General features: G+C 63.7%; 1 protein-coding gene. It reads right to left on the bottom strand.

The window, feature by feature from the left end; genetic code table 11:
* Window positions 1-26: 26 nt before the first annotated feature.
* Entirely contained in the window at window positions 27-24,101 is a 24,075-nt protein-coding gene (locus ACFQ4H_RS12750) for a hypothetical protein (RefSeq protein ID WP_377570395.1), read from the bottom strand.
* Window positions 24,102-24,115 lie beyond the last annotated feature (14 nt).

Raw genomic sequence — 24,115 nt, 5'->3', positions numbered from 1 at the left:
ACTCAGCCTCACCGCCCCCATCCCCGTCAACCGCCTACCCCTTCCGTCAGCTCGATTTCCTCACCGACGTCAGGCTTGCCGTTGTTGAGGCTGCCGCCCAGGAAGAGATCCCGGAACTCCTCGGCCAACTCCTCCGCGGTTTTCGGCACCGCGGGAAGCACGATCTTCCCGCCCGCGAACTTCTCGACCTTCTCCAGGACCTCGGTGACCGTCTGATAGGTCTGCACGATCTTTACGTGCTCGTCCAGGTTGCTTCTCTCGAACGTCGAGTCCGATTCCACGGAACTCTCGTTCGACGTGACGTCGTCGTCCCCGAACTCCGCCTTGCGCTTGGCCACCGGCACCACGGACCTCAGGACGTCGAGTGGAACTCCCAGCTCCAGGGCACCCCTCTGGTCAACCACCAACTCGATCCCACCACTTGCGTGGATGGTCTCCCCGTTACCGATCCTCAGTTCGTAGTTCAGGTTGACGTAGACGAAGTAGACCGAGGTGTCCGCCCGGAGCCAGGCGCGGTGCTCGATCCAGGACGTCTGCTCGTTTCCGTTGGTCCTGCTCTGCTCCCAGCCGAACCCGAGCCGCCCGCCGACGCGATTGACACCGTCCACCGGGACACTGACGGTGCCGCCGAAGTTCAGCGCACCTCGGTAGGAGATGTTCTTGTTGTGAGCCGCCAGATCGGTGCCGTGGTCGTAGTTCTCCAGCTCGGCCTTCTCCATGAAATAGAGCTGACGAACATCGCCGAGCTTTGCTCGTATCCGTATGCCCCCTGCCGCGGTGAGATCGAGCACATCGGCAGCGTTGGCGACCGATTTGAGCAATGCGCCCTCGTGCGTGAGCATCTTGGCAAAGTTGTCGCGGATCGATTCGAAGGTCAGCGCCTCAGCTGAAGGTGGGACGGTCATCGGATCACGCCGCTTGGCCACACCGGTCGCTTTGACCTGGTCGAAGATGTTCTGCAGGCCGTGCATGCCCTCAATCCGGTGAGTGGCCGGCAGTTTGTCGACGTCGAGCCGGAACCTGAAGTTCTGCTCCTTGCTGCCACGCGGCACGGTTCCCTCGGTGGGAACGCTGACGACGTGGTCCTCCGTGGCATCGATCCTCGAAAGGCGAACCGGCACAGAGCGCGACAGGGCGGTGTTCACCGCGTCCTTGCTCCTGCCCACCCAACCAGTCGTTTCCCGAAGTTCGCCGGTGATACGGAGCGCCTGGGTGAAATCCGTGAGTTTGTTGGCCCGCAGGCCCGTCATGAACAGCAGATTGGATCCACGGGTGTCGGCCTCCTCACTGCGTCGGACTCCCGAGAGGGTGGGTGCCACCATTCCGCTCACCTCTTCCCCACCACCGCCGAGGCCGGACACGCCCACCGATGCCGTGAACGTGTTGCGCTTGCTGGCATCCTGATAGGAGTTCCCCCGGTCGTAGACCTTTTCGCCGTTACCACCGGGTCGGCTGTCCCGGGCCCGACCTGTCAACTGGGCGGTCAGCACGAGCTGGAACGTACGGCCACCCGCTTCGAAGGACCAGGCCATGCCGCCGTCGCGCATCTTTGCCATATGCGTGCTCAGCCCACTCGGCACAGACGCGATCTGGGTGACCAGCTCCGGCTCTCCAAATGCCCGGGCCGCTGCAATCAACTGCTGGTTGAACTCGCCCAGACCGGCTTCGGTCGGGCCACCGTTGAACATGACCGGCCACACCACCGCCCACGACATGCCATCCTGAAGGCTGACCGGCGGGTCGAGCTCGGTCTGCAGGGCACGCGTCAGACGGGCCGGCTCCTTCTTCGACTCGCCCACCTGATCCGGATCCGTCACGGTGGTCGAATCGTGCTCATCCAGCACCTGGGCATTGTCGAACTCATCGCGCCGGGCCAGCACGTCGCTCAACAGCACATTGAGCAGAACCGTACCTTCGGTCTTGACGATCTCTCCGCTGGCGGTACGGATCCAGTTGTTGACCTTCGTGCGTACGATGGCCATCTTGGTGTCCTGATAGACGGCACGGTAGCTACCCACCGTGTAGAGGGACGCACCCCCCTGCCCTGCTCCGAACATCCCGGAGACGGGCACGTCGAAGCCGCCACTGCCCCAACCACCACCCTGCACCTGGCCGCCGGTCTGCTTGAGCAGGTCGCTGCCCTGTTCGTGGCCAACCTGGCTTTCCAGGACCTGTTGGGTGTAGGGCAACCACACCTTGACGATCTCCGGCCGGCCGATCGGCTCCGTGCTGAAGGACATCTCCTGGTTGCCGACCGGGATGGTCGCCGCTGCGGAAAGCGCCCGCATCAGGGCCGTCTTGTAGACGATGGGAGTGATGCCCTGCCAGATGTCAGCCTTGGTCAGGCCGGACAGGTTCCTCGCAATCAACTCATCCTGGAGGGTACCCACACCACTGACGCCGAGCGTCGTGTAGATCGCCGCCGTCATGTCCTTGAGAACCGAGGGTTTGGTGGTCGCCATGGGTGACGGCACGGAAGCCGAGGAGTCTGCGGGCGTAGGGTCCGACATGCTGTCGTGCAGATAGTCCGGCTGCAGCAGGGTGATGGTCTTGTCATCGACCGTGTCGAAATCGAATTTTTCGCCGCCGATCTCGACGAACCATTCCCACTTGATCGGAACTGTGTAGCGGGCACTGGGCATCTTCTGGCCATCGGTGTCCGACGTCAACGCCGTCGACTGGGTACGGCCCAACTTCTCGGTCGACGTCCGGTTGTACTGGAACCCGACCTGACCTCGTCCGGTGAACGTGTCGCGATCCCCGGCTCCACCAACTGTCAGGGAGCCGTCCACCACTGAACCATCCGCAGCCTTGGTCGACATCGTGTCGACGCTGGTGTGGCCGTACTGGATCTGGTAGTTCGTGATGCCCTGATGCGTGCCGTCGCCGACCACGCTCGCCCACAATCCGACGACCAGCCGGAACTGTGGTAGGTCCGGCCGACTGGGATGCTTGAAGGTCAACGTGACACCCGGCTGGTCCGCCCCGGTACCCAACAGGTCGTCGGCCCGGGCCCGCAGAGCCTTCTCGGACAGTTGGCCGAGCAGGGCCCGCCAGTTCGCGTACTCCCGTCCCGGCTGGTTGAGCTCCGCACCGGTCGACGACAACTCCTTGAGACGATCCCAGGGCTCGATCTGTTTCTCACCCGAAGTCATTGCCGTCTCCGGCAGATAGCCCTGCTTCACCATTGCCTTGACGATGCCGTTGTAGAGGTCCTGAACGCCATCGAGGCGCTCGACGAAGTCCATGGTCAGACCAAACTCGGCTCCCGGCGTCCACCACTTCTTCGACGGATCCGGGGTCGCATTGTCGTTCAGCAGGGCATCCTCAGCCTCATCAAGATCTTTGTTGGTTGATTCGGCCCAATCGATCGGCAGTTTCCTCAGATCGGAGGAGTGCATCATCAGATGCGCATAGCCGGAAACCGACTTCGTTCCGGTGACCGGAGCCTGGCTGCCGTTCCGGTGATGAACGTCCAGTTGCACCGTGAAGTCGGCCAGCACGTACTGCAACGTGCCGGGCACTCGCATCGCCCGGGTCATCCAGGCGCGATGATGCCGGATACGTTGCAGACCAGGACGCCGCCCATACTGCCCGCGCCCGCCCACGAAGAAGTGCTGGTCAAACAAGCGGGCCATCACGTTGATGTTGCCCCGCTTCGACCTGTTCTCCTCACGGCTGACGAGGGACTTGAGCACGACGGCCATGACCTGGTCGAACCGTGTCTCCCCGCTCCGGCTCACCTCACTGATCTTCATGATCTCGGTGATCGGCTGCTTCCGGTCACCCGCCGTCAGGCTGAAGCTGAGGTAGCGCCCGTCACGCTGCAACGTGTGCTGGAAGATCTGCTGGTAGGCCTGGTGCTCGCGGGGGCGCAGAATGTCCCCCAGCGCCATCGCAAGCTGGTCGTTGGTCAGGTACGCCTCGAGAACCGGCTTCCAGAAGGCATAGTCCTGCACGCTGAGGATGGACCGCATCTCCGCCAACACCCTGTCGGCCAACTGCACCCGCGACACCGCATGGTCCCGATCCCACAACGGGAATGTGTCGGCATCCGTCACCCGGATCGACCTCAGATAGTCAGGATCGATGTTGCCATTCAGGTCCGGTCGGTCGGTTTCCTCCTTGGAGTACGGCAGTTGGAACTGTGCGACGGAATACCTGATTTCGTCGACCCGCAGTCTTCCGTTCTCTTCGCGGAAGAAGAAGTCCTGCCACCGCCCCGTACTCCGGTCCTGCACCCGGGCCACCCACTGGACCGGTAGAACCACGTTGCCCAACGCTTCCTTGATACGCAACTGCTGATAGTCGGAAATGGCAGCCGCGCTGAGCTGCCGTCGCCCCTTCATCTTCGAGTAGCCACCACCGACCGCCACATCCACCCGGACCGGGTCGACGGCTTCCCCAGAGTCCAGAAGTGAAGCCCGGTAGGTCAGCGCACCTTCCACGTTCCAGCCGCTGGCTGCCGTCCCGACGGTCGCGACGTCGTCATAGCGGTAGATGCGGTTCTCCAACTTTCCGGGAAATCTGGTGCTGCCCTTCTCCTTGGCGCCCAGCAGGCTGCCCGATTCGACCTTCGGCGGGGCGGTCGGCACCGCCCACAACCGGACGTCGTAGTCCCGACCCCCCTTGACCGTGATGTCCGCGCCATCGTCCAGCACCTGGCCGAACAACGAAACCAACTTCCGCCGCACCAGATCCTCGCTGATGGTGCTCTCGGACAGCGGCACTATGCCGTTGAGCCAGGCGGTCAACTCGCCTACGAAGCCCAGCTCACCGATCGCGTGGAAGGCAGAGACCAGTTTGCTGTGGTCGGTGTGGTCGGTCGACGCTCCGCTGCCGCTGGATGGATTGGGTCGCCCACCCGGCTGCCCGCCGTTCCATCTGGACACCACCAACTCAGCGAGCCTGACCCGCAGGTTCGAGTCCGACAGCGCCGCCTGCGAATCCGCCAGGGCTTCGCGCACCAACACAGCGAGCTGTCGCAGTTCCTGGGCACCCACTGCGCCACTGACACCCAGAAGCTCGCGCGCCATCGGCCCGTAGTCGGACGGCCCCGTGTAGCTGCGGTTCCTGCCGTCGGCGTAGAACTTGCGCCTGACCCGGACCAACTGGGCGATATCTTCGAAGGAGACCGACAGCTCGGTTGCCGGCGGGGGCGCGGACACCGAAGCCATGATCAGCTCCGCCGTCGCTTCAGCCACCAACGGAAGCATCGTGGGGACTGTCTCCTGCACCACGGCCGCCAGCTGCCCGATTCCCGGCCGCGCCACCGGCGCAGGCAACGCGTTCAACAGCTGCCACAGGTTGTTCTGCTCGACCCGGCGCGCCTCGGGGGAATCCGACTGGCCCGGTGCCTTCCGGTCCCGTCGCGCCTGCTTCTGCTTCACGGACCGAACGATGGAAGCATCACGGCCCAACAGTTCGTTACTGACCGTACGAACCACGGTCCGCAACCGTGTCTGTACCGGTTGGTTCTTCCCTCGTTGCTGTACGGCATCTGCCCGGTCGACGATTTCCTTCAGGTTCGCCCAGGTGAAGGCCGCCTGTTCACCGAGCTTGTAGTGCAGCAGATCCCTCAGGTGGTCGACCTGCAACGGTCCCTCGGGCAGCGCCTCGTCGTATCTCTTGCGGTAGCGCACATAGGCCAACTCGATCAGCTTCTTGAGCACCACCAGGTTTTCCTCGGTGACAAGGCTCTCGTTCAGCAGTTCTGGAGCCAGCGCGCGGATCTCGACTACCCGATCGGGCCGCAGTGCGGGGTTCTTGGCGACGAAGTCGTCCACCGCGCTGCGGATGGCAGCCTGCTCCCTCGTCAACACATCAGTGCTGGTACGCAACGCATGGAACTGCTCCCGGCGTACCAACCCGTCGATGGTGACGGTGTCCCCGTCCGCCAGCACCGAGCGGACGTGTTCATCCAGTCGCGCCAGGTGATCGGCGGTGACTGCGTCGATGGCCGGATCCAGTACCTCCTGCACAAGCGGTAGAAAATCGCTTTCGGTAAGAGTGTCCGGGGTGTGTCCCGAGGCACCCGCCCACAACGGATACCCGTGGAAGAGCAGATAGTTGAGCCAGTGTCTGACGCGCTGCTCCGGAGCGGTGCCTTCGCGCAGCGCTGCCCCACGTTGGGAGACCGCGTGATTGCGCGCCTGTTGCTGCCAGGTCTGCATCTGGTCGACTGTTGCGTTCGCCAGGGTCGCGGCAACCGATCTACCCGGAAGTTTGCCGTCCTTCCTGGCCGCCTCGACCAATTCCTTGAGCGAGCGAAGGGCCGCAGCCACCGCCCGAACGTCCGGGTGCTCAGCCGACAGCATCTGCTGGGCCTGACGAAGACGCATCTCAAGTACCGGAAACATGTCGACTGCCCAGACAACGTCCCGCAACTCGACGTCCGACCGCTCGGCAGCGTTGATCGAGGATGCAGCGTTGATTGAAGATGCAGCGTTGATTGACGATTCAGCATTGATCGACGATTCAGCATTGATCGAGGATGCAGTGTTCCCGGGCGACGCGTTTGACAGCGCGGTCTCTACCTGGTCAATCCAGGTAACCGTGCGAACTCTGCGCTTCTTGCCGCCCGAGATGGCTGACGGGACTACCGCCGTCGACGTCTTGGTGGACCGGGAGGTGCTGGTCGTGAGCTGGGCGGACTCGTCCACGATCCGCTCCCATGCCTGGCCCCCTGACAGTACGGCCTCGACGGTTTCAACGGCTTGGTAGTGGTTCGCGCCGTTGTGATAGACGTATCCGACCCGGGGACCGTCCGGCCCGACGTCGTAGGCGCCGGTCGGGGTCAGCACCGTCAGCGGCAGGTTGAACCGCTCGGCGGCGAGGTGCACGAACAGGTCGCCGGCCGCGTTCGCATAGGACCCTGGTGTGCTGATCCACCGGAGGAACTGCTGCCGGGCCTGCTGCATGGTCTGGTTTTCGGAGGTGGTCACCAGATGTGCCCATCTCGAATCTTCCCTCTCGAAATCCTGCCCCAGGCTTTCGGCGAGCGCTCGCCGCAGCCGAGCCGGTGTCGGCACGTCCCCGCCGAGCGCGTTACTCAGCTGATCGCCGAACTGACGTCGGAGAACGTGGAAGAAGCAGTCTCCATCGCGTGGCACGTTCCGGATGGTGATGCCGAGGCTGGCCAGCCACGCGTTGTAACTACGCTGCCGCCTCGCCGCGAGAACGGGATCCCCCTGGGCCAGCCTACTTCTGGCAGCGTGAGCTTGGCCGAGACGATCCAGCAACTGTTGTTGAGCCATCGGATCCAACGGAGCCAATGGCCGGAGGCCCAGCCTGCCGTTGATCGTCTCTTCGACGACTCGCTGAAGCCGCTCCGCTTGCTCCTGGCGAACCGCAGGCTCGACCGAAAGCAGCATCGCAAGGCCGAGATCGAGCTGCTCAAGCATGTCGTCAAGCTGATCACTTGCCTCGAACCCACCGAGCTCGGCCTTGGTTCGGTCGACCAGCGCCGTCATCTGCTTCACCAGCGGACCATCGGTCGACCACAGACCGTTGAGCACCCGGTGCGACAGACTGCGCACCTCGTTCTCCACGGTGCTCAGTGCGGACCGCCCCGAGGCGACCTGGAAGTCAAGGTCACGGCTTCTGTTCAGGTTTCCGTTCTGCTCCGCGATCTCGATCGAAAAGACCGAGAGTGTGACAGCTATGTCCGTAGCGTCTGGAGCGGCAGTCACGCTGTCGAGCACCCGCTGCAACTCGAGTAGCGCCGCGTGCACGGCCTGACGCCGCAGTTCGGCCAGTACGTTCGACCGCAGTGCGCCGCTCGGTACCTCCGTGAGCTGCTGGCCGTCGCGGAACGCGCGCCACTGCTCCGGCCGACTACCCTGGCCGCGCTCCGGGTCTGCCTGCTGTCCGGCGTACGGCGCACCGTTCGCGGTCAACGACCAGGTGCCCTCGGGAGCAATGAAGATCGTTTCGGGGTACGTTCGCGACAGCTCACTGATCTGTCGGGACAGCGTCGTCCCCGCACGTTCCGAAGCCAGCACCACTACCCGGGGCAGGTCTGCACCAGGTCGTTCCATGACCCAGCGCAACGCCTCCATCAGCTTCGAGTCGGTCAGGCCGGGCTCTGTCAACAGGGTGACCGTGTCGTCGAGAGCCACGGTGCTCATCGCCTGTGCACGAAGGCTCTCCGGTAGTACCACCGGCGCCCGATCCTGGAAGACCGCAACGGTGGTCTCCGTATCAGGCGGCATCCATGCGTGAAGTCCCGAGGTGCCCTGGACAGCAATCCGTGAGTACGTTCCGAGAGGTTCACCTGCGGCCGAGTTGGGCGATGGAATGACCCAGGTGGCAAGTACCGTCAAATCGGGCGTAGATGGTGGCGGTGGTGCGGTCACCTCGTCCACACCACGCAGGCGTTGCAGGCTGGGGGCCAGCTCGGGTTCCAGCGCCACCGGGTCGCCGCCATCCGGCGAATACCACTGCCAACTGGCCGGGCTTGAGGGAACGGACGGAACAACCTGGATCTGACCGGTAGCACTCACCGTCGGTGTAACCGCCAACACCCGCCCGTCAACCATCGACGCCACCTCAGCCGGCGACGCCAACACCCCGACCCCCAACTCCACCCGCAACTGCTCCGCAAACGACCGCTGCCCCGCACCCGGCCGCCGACCCGCACCACAACCAACCAACAACACATCCGGCCCACCCGACTCCGGCCACCCATACTCCGTACGCAGATACGCCGCAAACTCCCCAGCCGTCAGGAACCGCTCACCCACCTGAATCCGCTGACCCGACGAATCAAAATGACTCGCCACCGTCAACATGTTCGCCGCCCGGGGTGCCGCCTGCACTGCCGCCCGCTCCGCCGCCGACTCCTGCTCCCCTCGGCTACCCAGCCACAACGTGTAACCAGACGCTGCCGCCCGTTCGATATCGGGCACCACCTTGAAATACGGTGGCGTCCCATCACCCTGGTCGACCTGCCGCACCACGACGTCCGCACCGAGCAGGTTGGCCAACCCCACCGGCTGGGTAGAGCCCTCCGGCGCCAACGCCGACACGTCCTTGACCAACTCCGGACTGATCGCAACCAGCACCTCGTTCGGCCCCGGCTGCGCCTGACCCGCAGTGCGCACCGGACCCGGACCCGGACTGTCCAGCCAGTCCTCCACCCACATCAACGCGTCTTCGCCGTCGGGCACCGACAGCGTCACATAACCCCACCCGGTTCCCGGCGACTGCGGCTGCTGCCGTGGCAACGCATCCACCGCCGCGACCGCCGTACGCGCCAACCCACGCCACAGACCGGCGTTGAATGCCTGCAGTTCACCTTTCTGAAACTCAGCGTCACTGGTTCGCTCAGCGACGACGTCATAGTCCCGCAAATACCGATACAGGGCGCGCAGTTTCTGGTCCGCGGATTCTCCCAACCGTGAAAGAACCGAGGGGAAATCGCGCTTGGCTTCGGTGAGATCACTCTCGTACCCACCGCCCGGACCGAGCAGCTCCGTCGCCCAGATGTCGGCATCCGCCAACCGCGTCCCAGCAGGGACCGGGAACTCTATGTCCAGCGGTACCTTTTCTCCGGGTTCCTCGTACGGGTAGCTCTGCTGCTGAGACTTGTCACCCAGTAGATGCTGCCTGTCCCACACCTGTGGCAACGCCAGTTCGTCGTTCTCGAGGCGTCCCACCACCCGGTAGACCTGGGCTGCCGTATGACGGGGATCGACTATTTCCTGGAAAGGTCCCTGCTCACGGGAAACTCCGACCCACCACACACCCGATTCAGCGTCGTGGTTCACCAGACCGCCGGGAGCCAACACCGTAATTCTCTGCCCGAAGTGTCGGGACAGAGCGTCGGCGACCCGCTGCGCCAACGGAAGGAACGGCGGCATGCCATCGCGCTGCCGGTAGATGTTACAGAACATCAACAGCGGCTCGGGTCCCGGGCGCCCGCCCTGGGCATCCTTCCAGAACCGATCATTGGCAATCACTTCGGCAAGGGTAGCCGCGTCAAAGATCCGTCCATTGACGGCAATCCCCAGGCCGGCGCCATGCCCACTCAGGAAGTACGTGTCCGGAATCGGGTTCCAGCGATCGTTCACCGCCTGATGAACACTGTTCTCGTGGACCGGGTTGCCAAGTACCACCAGCCCCCCATCCACGTGGTAACCCTGCTGGTAGAGCGAGCTGGCAGCCTCCCCCAACCCGGGTGGCAGCTGCATCTCGGGGATTACCCGCAACCCACCGATCATTGGAAGTTCGTGAAGCAGCTTGCCACCAGCCGTCGACGGGTGGAGCAGCGCTTCCTGGTTCTTCCCGTGTAGTTCAGGACCGAAGACCATGGCGTTGGGGTGAGCGCCCAGAGCATCATCGCCACGCCGAGATGGGAAGAACTCCAGCCAGCCCAGCCCGCTCCTCAGGATTGGGAGGATCTTCACCCCACCGGTTTGCGGCGATTCGAAGACGGCAGGAGCACCCGAAACAATCAGATTCCCGCCGAGCACACCGACTGAGCCGACTGCACCCACCACTGGACGGTCGAGCAGATCAGCCAGCCGTCGGGCAAGCGGGTTGAAGAGAGGGTCGTCCACCTTGTGCAACGAGTCTGTCACCAGGACCAGGCGCTTGCCTTCCCAGAGGTTCCGGTTGGAGCGCAGATGGGCCGCGATGGAAGCGGCGGCATCCCATGCCCCCTGGCGGTAGTCATCTTCGACGAGGTCCGTGCTGTTCCTCATGAAGATCGGGAAGTATTCGGAGTTCGCCGGCCACGCCGCTCTCAATCGATTCACGTCTGGATGGACCACTCCCCGCTCGGTCCACGTCATCCCCTGGCCGTCGATCACCACTTTCCCCGACGACTGGCCGGTGGTCGATTTGTCGAGCTCAAGGACGTACTCTCCACCCTCGACGGCCAGCACCCACGGTTCGTCCGAAGGGAAGGTAAGTCCGATCGGCTCCCCCGTCAGCAGCAGCCCACCTCCTGATCGGACCAGGCGATTGTCGACCTTCACCTCGATAAGCCCACTCGCTGAACGGCGGGCACCCGTCGGAACAGGCCCGCGCAGAGTGTCATTGAGCTGAGACTGGATCGACGCCAGATCCGAATAGCCGGCGTGATCCGATGGCTTCCTCAAATAGGCATAGCTGTATCCGTCCGGATCTCCACTCATGAGCAGCTTGTGCTTTGCGCCCTTGACAGAGTCGATCACCGCCTTCCACTGCTTCTCCTCCACAGTGACGGGACGTTCGAGACGGCTCTCACCAAGCGCAGATATCGGTCCCCAGTCACGGAGGTACCACCACAGGCCGACCAACTCCTCATCGGTCACCCCTTGTTGCTGCAGGCTCGATGCCTGCGCCCGAGCCTCCGCCAGGTGCCGCCTCGAACGCGCCACACGGACCATCGAAACCAGTTGCTCACTGGTGAGACTCATGGCGCTGTCCAGGGGCAAGTTCACAACGGCGGTTGCAAGGTCTGCCACATCCTGGGCACCAAACTGAGTTACGCGATTGAGGCCGGTAGCCACCTGCTCGTCGGTCGAGGCCGACTGCGAATCGCCACTCGGAAAGTGGCTCAGCAGTGTCCGGGCATCTCGTCTCAGTCGTTTGGCAGCAGGCTCGCCGTCTCCCCGCTCATCCGACGTCTGGTCCGAATCAACCGATGCTGAACTGGACGACGGAGAACCTCCCCAACGGACCGGCACCAGTGGACTGGAAGCAAAGTCGGTGGAAAGCACCTCCACCCCTTCGACGCCACGTACCTTCTCCAGACGTAGCAGGCTGGGAATCAGTTCAGGCTCGAGAGCAAGCACCGGCTCTGCCTCATTCGGCGGGTACCACTGCCAGGTGGCCGGAGTCGAAGAAGGCGGAGCAACCTGGATCTGACCGGTAGGACTGACGGTCACCTCGGCAGCCACCACCCGCCCGTCTGCCAGCGTCGCGGCCGCCGTCGGCGATGCCAACACCCCGACCCCGAGCTCTCCACGCAACTGCTCCGCAAACGACAGCTGCCCCGGCCCCGGCCGCCGAGCCGCATTACAACCAACCAGTAACACGTCCGGCCAGCCAGACTCCGGCCAGCCGTAGTCCGGCCAGCCGTACTCGGTACGCAGATACGCCGCGAACTCCACCGCCGTCAGGAATTCGTCACCCACCTGGATCCGCTGACCCGACGGATCAAAATGGCTGGCCACCGTCAGCATGTTCTTCGCTATGGGTGCCGCCTCCGCAGCCGCACGCTCCGCCGCCGACCGCTGCGCTCCCTCACTACCCAGCCACAACGTGTAACCCGACTCTGCCGCCATGGCCCGGACGTTGGGCACCACCTCGAACCGTGGTTGCGTACCATCGCCCTGGTCGACCTGCCGCACCACGACATCCGCACCGAACAGGTTGGCCAATCCCACCGGCTGGGTCGAGCCCACCGGCGGGGTCGAGCCCACCGGCGGGGTCGAGCCCACCGGCGGGGTCGAGCCTTCCGGCGTCAACGCCGAAATGTCCTTGACCAGGACGGGACTGATCGCAACCAGCACCTCGTTCGACGCCGGCTGTGCCTGCCCCTGTGTCCGTACCGGGCCCGATCCCGGCGCAGCCACCCACTGCCGCACCTGCTGTAGAAGATCGGTGCCCGGCTCGACCTGCACCGTCGCGTAGCCCCACCCGGTCCCCGGCGACTGTGGCCGCTGCTGGGGCAAGGCGTCCACCGCCGCAACCGCCGTACGCACCAAGCCACGCCACAGACCAGCGACAAATGCTGCCATCCCCCCCTTCTGGACCTCAGCCTCACCGGTCAGTTGGGCAATCGAGTCGTACTCCTGCAAATAGCGGTACACGGCCCGCATGTACGGATCGTCCAGACCAAGCCCAGCACCCTTGCCACGGGAGATCTCCAGGTCAGCCTGGTACTGCCCGCCCGGTCCGACAAGCTGCGTCGCGACCAGGTCACCGTCTGCCGCTTCCCGGCCCGCCTTCACCGGGAAAGGAAGATCCAGTGGGGTCTCGTAGGTATCATCCTCTGGCGACGGGTTCTTCTCCATCGTGTCGATGACACCAGACGGATACGAACTCACCGTCGCTTCCGGTTCCCGCAATGGCGCACCCGCCACCCGGCCGAACACACGGTAGAAGCGCGACTTCGGATGTTCTGCCTGCTCCGCGACCTCAGTTGCTCCCGATGGCGGGAACGCTCTGACAGTCTGCACGTTCTCGAGCGTGACATAGACTATCCCGGCTGCCGCCTGAACAGTGACCTCCCTCCCCTCGCGCATAGCCAGATAGTCGGCAATGAGCTGCGCCATCGGCAGGAACGGCAGCACTTCCTCGTTCGGGCTCTGCGCATACACGTTGCAGAACGCCAGCAACAACTCGGGCCTGTTGCCCTCGGAATCAGCTCGCCAATGCGGGTCGATCGCAATCATCTCGGCCAACGCGCGCCACGAGTAGCTTTCGTCCCCCACGGTAATCCCGGTCGAGCCGCCATGGAGGCCGATCTGGTAGACCCCCTCGATGGGATCGATCCGGTTGCGGACCAACATCAGGTGCCCAATATCATCCGCACTGGCTGGATTGCCGAATATGAGTCGACCATCCGGCGTCACAACGCTCTGCTCGAAAAGTTCCGCAACCTGCTGCTTTTCGTCCTCACTCAATCCAGTGGAATCAGACGGCGGAACTGGCAGGCCTGCCGGAGGATAGGCCTGCCGCTCGTCGAAGGATGGATAGTGCTGGACCAGCAGGCCGAAATCTGGCTGCTCCGCAACCTCTCCGTTCAGCGTCGGGCCGAACTCTTCCATGAATTCTGACCCCGAATCCGATTTCGCTTCGGATTCGAGACCGGCCTGCGGACCGAACACACCCCAGCCGAAGAAATTTTCCAGCTTCAGGTTGAGGGCGAGCTTTCCGTCCTTCTGGTACAGGGCCAACTCTCCCGCCATGAGTTGCCCGTCGACAACCATGACCGCACCGGTGGGAGCCGCCACCACATGGTTGAGCATGTTGGCAACCCGTTGAGCGACCGGATTCTTCCCAGCATGCATCGAGTCGAAAATCAGCAGGGGACGCTTGTCGACCCAGGACGCACGATTGCGCCGCAGGAAGGCAGCAAGGTTGTCTGCGACGTTGTGCAGGCTCTCGTCACCGACCTCCATGATGCTTTGCCAGTTGACATGCGTGAAGACCGGGTAGAACACGTCGTTCAGCGCCGGATTCCAGGCCTGGCGATTCCGGTCCGTGGCTTTATGCTCGCCGTGGAACCGTACGCGCAGGCCGAAACCGCCATTCAACCTTGTCACGCGGCCCGTCAAAGCCGGCTGGAGATGATAGGCGGACTTGTGCTCCGAGTGTTCCCGGAGGAGCCAGCCCTCCTCGACGGGCCAGGCCAGGGCCATCATGTTCGGCATTCCCGGAAGACCGAATCCGGGCACCATTCTGATAAATTTGCGACTGACCTCGACCTCGATACCGTCGAGGGCTTCGTTGCGTGAACGAACGACGATCGGCCCCGTATTACGGTCGTTCATCACCGCTTGGAGGGTGCTGACGTCCGACCCCGTACCGCGCCTCACATAGACATGACCGTCGGGAACCGTACTTGGCACGACGGGCAACTTCCGCCAAATGCGTCGCAGCGCGTCAAGCTGCTCCGGCGTCTGCGTTCCGGCAGGGTGACCGGAGGAAATGCCGCCCGTCAGCGCGATTCCCCGCACGTATCGGAACAGGGTCACCAACTGGTCGTCCGTGTAGCGGCTGCGAATATCAGCGGGGAGTCTCCCACGGGCGATCCCGAGGTCCCGCATCCAGCGCACCCACGAAACCAGTTGGTCGCTGGTGAGACTCATGACCGCGCTCGGACGAGCCAGGCTGACGGCAACAGCAAGGTCTGCCACATACTGTGCGTTCAGCCGACTCATCGGATTGGTCGTCGTGACGGCGCTTCCCTCAGCCGAGGCCGAGGCCGAGGTGGAGGTGGAGGCCGAGGCGGAGGGCGAGCCATCGTTTGGAAGATGGCTCAACAACGCCTGGGCCTCAAGCCGCCGCCGCTTGGCGCGTGCCTCATTCTCCGCCCACGTAACAGGTGTCAGGGAGTCAGGCAGCGACTGGATGACCTCGGCCCCAGGACGTACCTCCAGCAACGCGGCGGCAAGGGACGTAGCCGTCAGCTTCCGGGAAGGCTCGGAGCTGTCCGACGGATACCACTTCCAACCGGTGGACGACAGGCCCAGTTTCAGACCACCAGCCGCACTGCGATACAGGCCGAAGCCACCCGCCTTCACAGTGCCGTCCGACTGCGTAACCGCCGCCTCCCGAGGCGCCAGCACACCAACGCCGAGTTCCGCCCGCAGTTGGCGGGCGAACGATTCACCTCGGCGGACGCCCATGAGAGAGGGTGACCGCCCCGACTCGCAGGACACCAGCAACACATCCGGCCCGCCCCGCTCCGGCCAGCCATACACCGTACGCAGATGGTCGGCGAACTGCTGTGCGGTCAGGTACTGCTCACCCACCCGAATCCGCTGACCGGTCGGGTCGAAGTGGCTCACCACCGTGAGCATGTTCGCCATCCGGGGTGCAGCCTGCGCCGCCGCCTTCTCCTCGGCAGCCGCAGTCGAGTTCGGGTCACCCAGCCATACCACGTAACCCGACTCCGACGCCGCCCTGCTCAACAACTCCGGCGGCTGGACGCGAGGGTCGGGCACCTTGGCCAACCCATCGACGACCGCGTTGTACAGTTCCACCACTTCGTCGGCGATAGCTGGCAGGGATGTGGTTGACGAGGTGGTCGAGGACGGTGTCACGGCCGGAGAGGCCTTCGTCAACGAATTCAGGAGGTCGGCCGGGACACCGAGATCCTTGGCCCCCTGCTGGTCGACCACCAACTCGACGTTGCCGGTCGCCAGAATCGGAGGTTGCCCCGGCACGGTAATCTCGTAGTTCACCGTCGTGTACACGAAGTAGACCGAAGCGTCTGCACGATTCCAAGGACGGCGTTCGATCCATGACGTCTCGTCGACGCCTATCGCCTTGCTTGAATCCTTACCACCAGCGAACCTCGGCCCGACATAGTTGCCGGGTGCCACCATGAATCCGACAGTCACGGTACCGCTCTTGTTGTTGCGTACATTCTCGTTCCGGCTGTCCGCAACCAGCGCCGTGGCATGGTCGTAGTTCTCCAGCTCAGCCTTCGGCATGTAATAGATCTGCCGAATGTCGCCATACCGTGCTCTGACCCTGATCGGACCGGTTACCGGTTCCAACACCCCGTCAGCGGTACGAACGGAACTGAACGTGGCACCCGAGGCGCTGATCTTCAAGAAGTTGTCCTGCAGCGTCTTCAGGGTGAGCGGAGGGTGCTCCGTACCGCTCTCCGGAGCCAGCTTGATCTTCGCCGGGTCAAGGAGGCGAGCCTGGCCACTATCCAGCATCGCGGCGAAGATGTTCTTGAGGCCGGTGATGCCCTCCAGCCAGACCTTCTCCGGTTGCGCGCCGTCCCGAAGGTTGAAATCGAAGCTCGGCGCCGGCGTCAGTACGGGCGCGGTGCCGTCGGTTGGGACATTCGCCACCATTTCCAGGGTCGCCGAGAAATGTTCCTTCCGACCTCCCGAATGGGTCAACGCACGCTTGATCCGCGTACCCGTGTCACCCGCTCGGACTTCGCGAATGAAGCCGGTGATCTCAACACTCTGGGTGAATTCCGTGAGCTTGTTCGCCCGCAGACCGTCCATCCTGAGCAGGTTGGAGCCCTGGACCTTGGCCTGGTCCCGCCGCTCGGTGCGCGTCATCGTCGCGGTGACCGCCACCGGGCCGCCGACACCCAGCAGTGTCGCGGCCATCGAACTCGCCTCGACGAAACGGCGGACGGCACCCTGGGCTCTGTTGCGCCGGATGTACGACTTCCTACCGCTGGGGCCGGGTCGACTGGCCCGGGCCGGTCCGACCAGCTTGGCCTCCATGACGAGCTCGAACTGGCGCTGGCCGACCTGGTAGGTCCACGACGCGCCACCGTCAGCCAGCTCGCCGAGTCGCGTACCCAACTCACCCGGCACCGAGCTGACCAGGCTGACCAGGTCACTGCTGCCGAATTTCCGGGCCGCTTGCTTGAGCTGCTTGGTCAGCGGGCCAAAACCGGCGTCCATTCGGCCGCCGTTGTACAGCGTCGGCCACACGGCCCCCCATGCGTTACCGTCCATGAGGCTGACCGGTGGTCTACGTTCGGTCTTCAACGAGCGGACCAGCGGTGCGGTCGTGCTCGTCTGCGGTTCGCCATGCCCCTGGAGAAGGTCCGTGTTGTCGAACTTGCTCTGGTTCTCCAGCACGTCGGACAGCAACACGTTCAGCAGTACTTCGCCGGGGACCTCAACCGTGACCACGGTGCCGTCCGCGTTGACGGTCTGGACCCGATTCATGACCGCCGTACGGACCATGGCCATCTTGGCGTCCTGGTAGATGGCTCGGTAGTTGCCTGCGGTGTCGACCGAATAGGTCCCCTGGCCCGTGCCCTTGCTGGACGAGTGGATGCCGCCGAGGCTGAACTCGTCCGACCGCCCCATGGCCTGCCCCTGCCGGCCCTTCGTCACCAGTTTGTCAGCGCCCTGTTCGTTGCCGACCTGGCTCTCCAACACCTGCTGGGTGTACGGCAGCCAGACCTTGACGATCTGCGGTCGGCCGACGGGTTCAACGGTCAGTGAGAGGTCCTGGCCCCCGATACGGATCGTTTCGGCCGAGGATTGCGCCGCCAGCAGTGCGCTCTTGTAGACGCTCGGAGCCAGCCCCTCCCAGACCTGGGCCGCCGAGAGGCCCGAGATCTTCTCGACAAGGCTGCGTTGGAGGGCACCCACCCCCTTGACGCCCAGCACCGTGAAGATCGCCGTGCCCATGTCCTTGAGACCGGAGCGCACCGTACGGTCAGGGGTGAGCGGCGAGAGCGACGCGTCGTCCGATTTCGCATGCAGCGGGTCCGGCTGCAACACCGTCGCGGAGGCAGCCACCTTGTTACGCCCCAGCTCGTCCCCGCCGCGCTTGGCGACCCACTCCCACTGGAGCTGCAACTCGTAGCGGGAACTGGGCATCTTCTGCCCGTCGGTGTCCGACGTCATCGCGATCGACTGGGTACGGCCAATCTTGTCGGTCGACGCGTTGCTGTAGTCGCCTCCGTACTGTGCGAGTAGGCCGACGTCGACCTTTTGGAGATCGGCCGTGGCGTACCCGGAGATCTCCTTTGTGCTGCCGGAACCAAGCTTTTCCGATGCCACGTTCACGGCGGTGTGGCCGTACTGCAGTTCATAGGGGGTGATGCCCTGATGGCTTCCCCGATCAAGGATCTTGCCGGTCAGGCCGACGACGAGTCGAAGGCTCGGATCCTCCGGGGCCTTGGGGTCGACAAAGGTCAGGGTGGCACCAGGTGCCTCCGCGTCGGGAGTCGACGGGTTCTCGGTCGTCTCCGAGACGTTTTCGACGACAAGCACGTCATCGGCCCGGGTACGCAACGCGTCCTCGGACAACTGGCTCAGCAGTATCCGCCAGTTCGTGTACTCCTGACCGGGCTTGTTGATGTCGGCACCGGTCACGGCCAGTGTCTGCAGATGCTGCCAGGGGTCCTTGCCACGCGGTGCCGCTTCCCGTGGCAGATAGCCTTCGGCGACCATCATCGTGGCGATCTGGCTGTAGAGGTCCGCCACACCCCCCAGGCGTTCCACGTAGTCCATGGTCAACCCGTAACCCGCGCCCGGTGTCCACCATTTCTTCTGGGGATCCGGCTTTGCCTTTGCGGCTAGGTCGAGGTCCTCCGCCTTGTCCGCAGCGGCGGCTGCGTCTACCGCCTTGACCGCGGCGTCTTCCTTCGCCTTGGTCTCGCTCTCCCCGGACAGGTACTGCGAGATGTCCTTCTCGGACCAGGCCACCGGCTCGATTCCGTCCCTGGCTTCCTTTCCGGACAGGCCCCGAAGATCTGCGGAATGAACCATCAGATGCGCGTACCCGTCTACGGATACTGGCTGCGAGGACGTCACACCATCACCGTCGACATGCAACTGTACGGTGAAGTCCACTTCGACGACCTGTAGTGTGCCGACCTTCCGCACCGCACGGGTCAGCCAGGCGGTGAGCTGACGAATCACCTGAACCGCGTCGCGCCGGCTGTACCGTGCCTGGCCGCCGATCCGAAGCACCTGCTTCAACACTCGTACGGCAGCAGAGAAAGTTCCTCGCTTCGTGTCCGTACCGGTCACACTGCCGTTGACCTTACGCAGGAAGGCCCGTACCCAGTCGAACCGCGTCTCCTTGCTGCGGCTCACCTGGCTGATCTTCCTGATCTTCGTGACCGGTTGGTCCCCTGCGGTCAAACTGAAGCTGAGGGTCTTGCCCTCCTGCTGCAGTTCAACCCGGAAAACCTGTTGGTAGTGCCGCTTTCCGGGTGGCCGAAGAATGTTCCTCAGGTTCATCAGGAACCTGTCGTTGGTCAACTCGGCCTCTAGCCTCGGCCGCCAGAACGCGTACTCCTCCGGTGAGAGTCTGGAGCCGAGTGCTGCCATCACTTCGCCGGCCAGTTGCACCCGTGAGGTCGCGAAGTCCATGTCCCAGACCGGGAACTGCCAGTCCGCCTCGATATTCTTCTCGACGAGGTAGTCGGGGTCGGTCTTCGCATTCAGGGCGATGTCCTGCTGGGTACTCTCCAGTTCGTGCGGCAGCATGAACTCCGCCACCGCGTACGAGACGGAATCCTGCCGCAGCGAGCCATCCGGCTTCCGGAAGAAGACCTCATGCCAACTGTTGGTCGCCCGGTCGTACACCCGGACCGCCCAGGCGACCGGCACGGTCACGTCGCCGACCATCTCCTTGATTCGCAACTGCTGATAGTCGGAGATGTCGGTCGATACGAACTGGCGTTGTTCCGCCATCGTCGCCTGGCCGTAGGTCAGGGCCGCGTCCACCCGGGTGTCGCTGACCGTTTCGTCGATCCCCAGTTCCGCCCGGTAGGCAGCCCCCGCGTCCCAGCTCCACCCCTTTCCTGAGGTCTGCGCCAGCGCCAGCTCGCGATGCAGGTAGACACGGTTCTCCATCTTGCTGGACCGCAGGGTACTGCCCGCCGTCTTGGCATCCAGTAGGCTGCCCGGATCGACCTTGGGCTTGTCCATCGCCACCGCCCACAGGCGGACGTCGTACCTCCCGCCGTCGGTGAAGTTCAGAATGTCGATACCGTCGTCGAAGCTCGTCGCAAACTGGGAGAGCAGCTTCTGCCGCACCTTCAGCTCGGTGACTTCACCACTTCCCTGCGGAATGACCTGGTTGATCCATCTGGCCAGGTCCGCCGTGAACGGCAACTTCTCAATCGCATGGAACCCACTTACCAGGCGACTATGGTCGGCACCATCCAGCTCCGGCAGAACAGGTCGGGCACCCGGGTTAGCGGTCTCCCACGTCGGCGGGACCGGGTTCGTCAACTGCTCATTGGCTGAGACCAGCGGGGGAGCAATCTCGTCCGCCAGGCCCATGTCTATCAGGTGACCAAGTTGCAGCGGCCCCTCCGGCTTCTTGCCACCGTTATCCTCAGCAAACCTCTGGTACGCGGATTCGATCACCGAGTCCAGCTTCGCAAAATTGTCCTGCGACGGAACGAAGTGTCGCCGTCCGATCTCGAACTCACGAACCAGCCCGCGGATCTCGATCTTCCGATCGGCCGGCAGGCTCTGCTCGGCGGGCATCCCCTCCAGTACCGTCACCACGAACGGGTCGAAGGTAATACCGGAAGGCACGTAGCTAATGTCCCCGGTAGTTTCGTCGACCTGGTACACCCGCCCGTTCTCGAGCAGAGTCTCCAGGGCGCGGAATTGCTCGCGTCGAACCAGCCCCGCGACGTCGACTGGTTCTCCCGCGCGAGTCAACGCCTCGACGTAGTTACGCAGGTCCACCAGGTGCTGATTCTGAACGGTAGCAATGTGCGAGCCAAAAACCCGCCGTACCAGCGGCAGATAGTCCTCCAGCAACAATTCATCCGGTCCGCGCCCTACGGCACCTGCAATAATCGGGTGTCCCCGATAGAGCACGCCCTTCAACCGTTGCCAAGGATCATTCGGTGCGGCAGCTCCCAGCAACCGGTCAGCATGATCGTTGGCCCATTTCCGCCACTCGCTCTGCTGCTCAGGGGTAGACTGCGCGATACGCGCGGAGACAGATTGACGCGGAAGGGCCTCCTTCGCCTTGGCAACCGCTGTCCGGTACTTGGCGAAGACTTCCGCCAATCGCCGCATCTTCGGGTCGTTCGGTGCCAGCTCCCGCGCGTCAGAAACTCGCTGCTGGAGCAACCACTCCCCTTCGACCGCGAAGAAGAAATCACGTTTCCGGGAATCGGTGTTTTCCGAGTTGGACGGCGTGCTGGGCCGACTCGGAACAGCTGGCGCTTCCGAGCTGAGCGCATCATCGTTCGCAGACGTACTGGCCAGTTGGCTGTCAGTCAGCGACGGAAGTGGCGGCAGCTGCGGTGGCTGCCATCTGACCGCATCATAGTGATCTGCCCGGTAATAGAGTTGAATCGTGCGATCTGTGTCGACTCCGAAGTCCCGTGTGTAGGACGTCCCCCAGCCGTCGGCAGTCCACGGACTGGCCTGGAACCGTACTCCCAGTGCACCACCCAGCAGATGACCGAATCCTTCGCCCGCCACCCCGTACCAGTTGGTCCGCCACCTGGGCACGGCAGCCAGGAGCAGGGCAAATTCAGCATCGGAGATGTCAGTTTCAAGGCTGTCCGGGGCGGGAGACCCCAACGCGCGGGTCAGTTCGGGACGGAAGGCCCGCATCTGCCACGCCGCTCGGTTCAAGGCCTCTCGCGGGATCTGGTTGCTCTCCAGACGCTGCTCGACCAGGCCAATCACGGTGTGGGCCACATCGGCCACGTCAGCTGTGGAGAATCTCGCCGGTGGACCGTGCGTCGTCCACCTGTCCAGCAGATTCAGACTCTGTTGAAGGGTGGCCGGACGGTTCGCCGCGCCACCCGGGTAGGCATCTCGCAGGGCAGCAGCCACCAAATCCGGTCTTGCCATGATCGCGGCATACACCATGCAAAGGCCGTCAGGATCCACCGCATAAAGGTCGGCGGGCGTACCACTGCTGCCTGCCCATTGGGTCCAGGTTGGGTTGGGTCGGTAGAACGGGTTGGTGGATCTGGGGGCGGGTTGTCCGGTGGTGGTGGTGCCGGTGGTCTCGGTGCTTGCCATCGCGGTAGCGAGGTCGGCGTGCTTGGGTAGCGGGCTCGTCTTGGCGGTGGCGGGGAAGTATTGCCATGCGTGTGTGCCGGTGAAGTCCATTGTCGGGTAGCCGTTGGCGTCGATACTGATCGTGCCGGTGTAGGCGATCCCGTTCGGGGCGGTCCACACGTCCCCGTTCGCGGCGATGACCTCGACACCCAACTCGTCGCGTACCTGTGCCGCGAACGAGTCCGTGCCGTTCGGGCCGGGAACAGCGGCGCCGCAGATGGTCAGTACCAGCGGTCGGGCGTTCCAGCCCGGCTGGCTCTTGATCCAGGTAGCGAACCCGTCGGCGTCCAGGACTCGGTCGTTGACCCGGATCCCACCGGTGGTCGGGTCACCATGGGCGGCGATGGTCAACCACTCTGTGCCATCACTGTTCGACTGGTAGCGCGGCAACGCCAGAGCGTTGGCCAGCATCTGTGCACTGTCGTCCGGCCCGGGCAGATACCAACCCGCCGGAATCGGCACCCCGACCACATCCACCACCGGCGACGACCCACCAGACGAGAACATCTGCGGTGGTGAGACCGGCGGAATCATCGCGGAAGAGGCCGACACCGTAGACGGTGAGCTCACCTGGACCGCCCGGGCCTGGAACAGACCAGACGTGGTCACCGTGGTCGTGGCCGCCTGCTTCGACGATGTGGCAGCGTCCAGATTCGACAAATCCACCGTCGTCGTGTCGGAAACATCCACCAGGACCGGTGAGCTGACCACATTCACACTTGCCGTCACCGAGGTGACGGCGGACGTATCCGTGATGGTCTCGTCCGTGGTCGTGGTGGTGGTCTCGTCCGTGGTCGTGCTGGTGGTGGCAAGTTTGGCCAGCTTCTCGTGGACCCGTTCCCGGATCCCGTCCGCCTGTCTGGCCGCCTGCATCGCGTCGATGACCTGGTCGTACGACACCTGCCCCGACCCCGCCGCCAGACGGGCCAACAAGTCAGCCCGCACCTGCGCCACCACCGTGTCCCGCACCACCAACCGATCGGTCTTCGACACCACCACACTCGGATGCTGCGCCAACCACGCATCAACAGCCTCGTCCACCTCACGACCGGTCATCACATGCGTGAACAACAACCCCGCCCACGGCGACACCCCACCCAACCCCGCAACCTGCCGCACATCCCGCACAAACTCCGACCACCGCTGCTGCATCCCCGCCACATCCGCCTGCGACACACCACCATCACGCAACGGACCAAACACCTCATCAAAATGCCGCCCCACCTGAGCCGACCACCCCGCCTCCACCTTCGCCGCCGGAATCACCCCATCCGGCACCACCACATCCGCGCCCAACGACCCAGGCAACAGAATCTCCTTGAACCCACCCAACTCCTGCACACGCAACTCGTCGAACAACTCCTGCCGCGCCTGCACACCATCCCCCGACCCCCACAACCCATCACCCGACGACAACTGCTGCCACGCCTCACCCGACCCCGAACCAAAAGCCGCCCCCGAAGAAGAACCATTCTGACCCGACGAAGAAGAACTCGAAGAAGAACTGTTCGAGTCTGAATTCGAAGAAGAACTTACCGACCCGTTCGAGCCTGAACTAGCAGACGAACCGTTCGACCCGTTCGAATCAGAATCAGTGGACGAATACTTCGGCAAGTTCGACGCCGGATCATCCTCGGACTTCTCCACGTACTGCGGCAGCCCGTCCCCAGCACCGTCATCGTCGAAACCCCACGACCCGTCCGAAGAGCCCTTCAACGAATCCTTCGAATCATCCAGCGCCCCGTCCTGCCCCCGCAACGAAGCCACCAAATCCGGAATCTTCGCGAACGCATCCCACAAGAAATCGCCAAAATCGAAATCGAAGAACCGGAAGAACAACGGCAACTTCACCCCACGACCCAACACCTTCGACGGATGCTCGATCACCCCCTCAACCGCAC

Source organism: Micromonospora sonneratiae, from assembly GCF_042679305.1.
Classification (GTDB): Bacteria; Actinomycetota; Actinomycetes; order Mycobacteriales; family Micromonosporaceae; genus Micromonospora_H; species Micromonospora_H sonneratiae.
Note: the sequence above shows the minus strand (reverse complement) of the source record. Positions and strands in the feature narration are given on the sequence as shown.